The sequence below is a fragment of the Streptomyces phytophilus genome, from assembly GCF_013870535.1.
Lineage (GTDB): Bacteria > Actinomycetota > Actinomycetes > Streptomycetales > Streptomycetaceae > Streptomyces > Streptomyces phytophilus.
The window spans coordinates 1-1,351 of sequence record NZ_JACBXC010001485.1; the positions used below are offsets into that span (position 1 = coordinate 1).

Annotated in this window: 2 protein-coding genes; both read right to left on the reverse strand. The window is 76.0% G+C overall.

Going from position 1 to position 1,351, the window contains the following annotated elements:
- Nucleotides 1-33: 33 nt before the first annotated feature.
- The gene (locus H5J30_RS33580) at nucleotides 34-681 is read right to left on the reverse strand and encodes a DJ-1/PfpI family protein (RefSeq protein ID WP_181791538.1); all 648 of its coding nucleotides are present in this window, start codon (nucleotides 679-681) and stop codon (nucleotides 34-36) included.
- Between the two features lie 48 nt (nucleotides 682-729).
- Nucleotides 730-1,351 (reverse strand): GlxA family transcriptional regulator (locus H5J30_RS33585; RefSeq protein WP_181791540.1); only part of this gene is annotated, 622 nt, incomplete at its 5' end.

Consider the following 1,351-nt stretch of genomic DNA (forward strand, 5'->3'; position numbering starts at 1 on the left):
GTCTGAACCCCGCGGCGGGGGCCCGCCGGCGGGTCACTCCCGTACGCCTTCGAGGACGAACCGGCTGCGGGAGCGCAGCAGCCGGACGACCTCCGCCGGCGCCTTCTCCGGCGCCCCCGCGTCGTAGGGCGGCTGCGGGTCGTACTCGGTGGCGAGCTGGACGGCCTGCCCCACGGTGTCCCCCTGGATCCGCCCGACCAGGGTCAGGGCCATGTCGATGCCGGCGGAGACCCCGGCGGCGGTGACGTACTTGCCGTCGAAGACGACCCGTTCGCCGGTCGGCTCCGCGCCGTGCGCACGGAGCTGTTCGAGGGCGAGCCAGTGCGAGGTGGCGCGGCGCCCGCGCAGCAGGCCGGCGGCGGCGAGGATCAGCGAGCCGGTGCACACGGACGTGGTCCACAGCGTCTGCTCGTCCACGGCCCGCAGCCATTCGTGCAGCGGCCCGTCGGCCATCTGCGCGATCTGGCCCGGTCCGCCGGGGACGACGACGATCTGCGGGCTTGCGACCTCGTCCAGCGCGGCGTCGGCGACCAGCGCGAGGCTGCCGACGTCGTTGGCGACGGGGCCGCGGGCGGCGGCGACCGTGACGACCTCGGCGCCGCCGAGCCGCGCGAGGATCTCGTACGGGCCGACGGCGTCGAGGGCGGTGAGGCCGTCGTAGAGCAGGATCGCGATCTGCATGGTTCCTCTTCCTGAGTGGTTCCCGCGCGGGCGGTGGGCAGGGTCGGGTCAGGCGGCGGCGAAGCGTCGGCGGTACTCGGCGGGCGAGGCGCCGAGGGCCCGGACGAATGCGCGCCGCATGGCCTCCGGGGTGCCGTAGCCGCAGTGCCGGGCGACCTCCTCGACGCCGTACGCGCTGTCCTCCAGCAGCCGGCGGGCCGCCTCCAGCCGCACGCCGTCGACGTACCGTCCGGGCGGCACGCCCGTCTCGGCCCGGAAGGCCCGCGCGAAGTGGCGCGGGGAGAGGCCGGCACGGCCGGCGAGCGCGTCCACGGACAGGTCGCCGCCGGGGTGTTCGTCGATCCACTGCTGCACGTCGCGCAGCGGCTCCCGCTGCGCGGTCTGGGCGGCGAGTTGGGCGCTGAACTGCGCCTGGTTGCCCGGACGGCGCAGGAACACCACGAGGTGGCGGGCGATGAGCAGCGCGACGTCGCGGCCCAGGTCCTCCTCGACGAGGGCGAGCGCGAGGTCGATGCCGGAGGTCACCCCGGCGGAGGTGGCCACGTCGCCGTCGCGGACGAAGATCGGATCGGGGTCGACCTCGACGGCCGGGTGGCGGCGGGCGAGTTGTGCGCAGTACGCCCAGTGGGTCGTGGCCCGGCGCCCGTCCAGCAGCCCGGCGCCGGCGAGC

What these genes read in the sequence shown, in the direction of transcription:
- H5J30_RS33580 (WP_181791538.1), bottom strand. Translation starts at nt 681, where the DNA reads ATGCAGATCGCGATCCTGCTCTACGACGGCCTCACCGCCCTCGACGCC.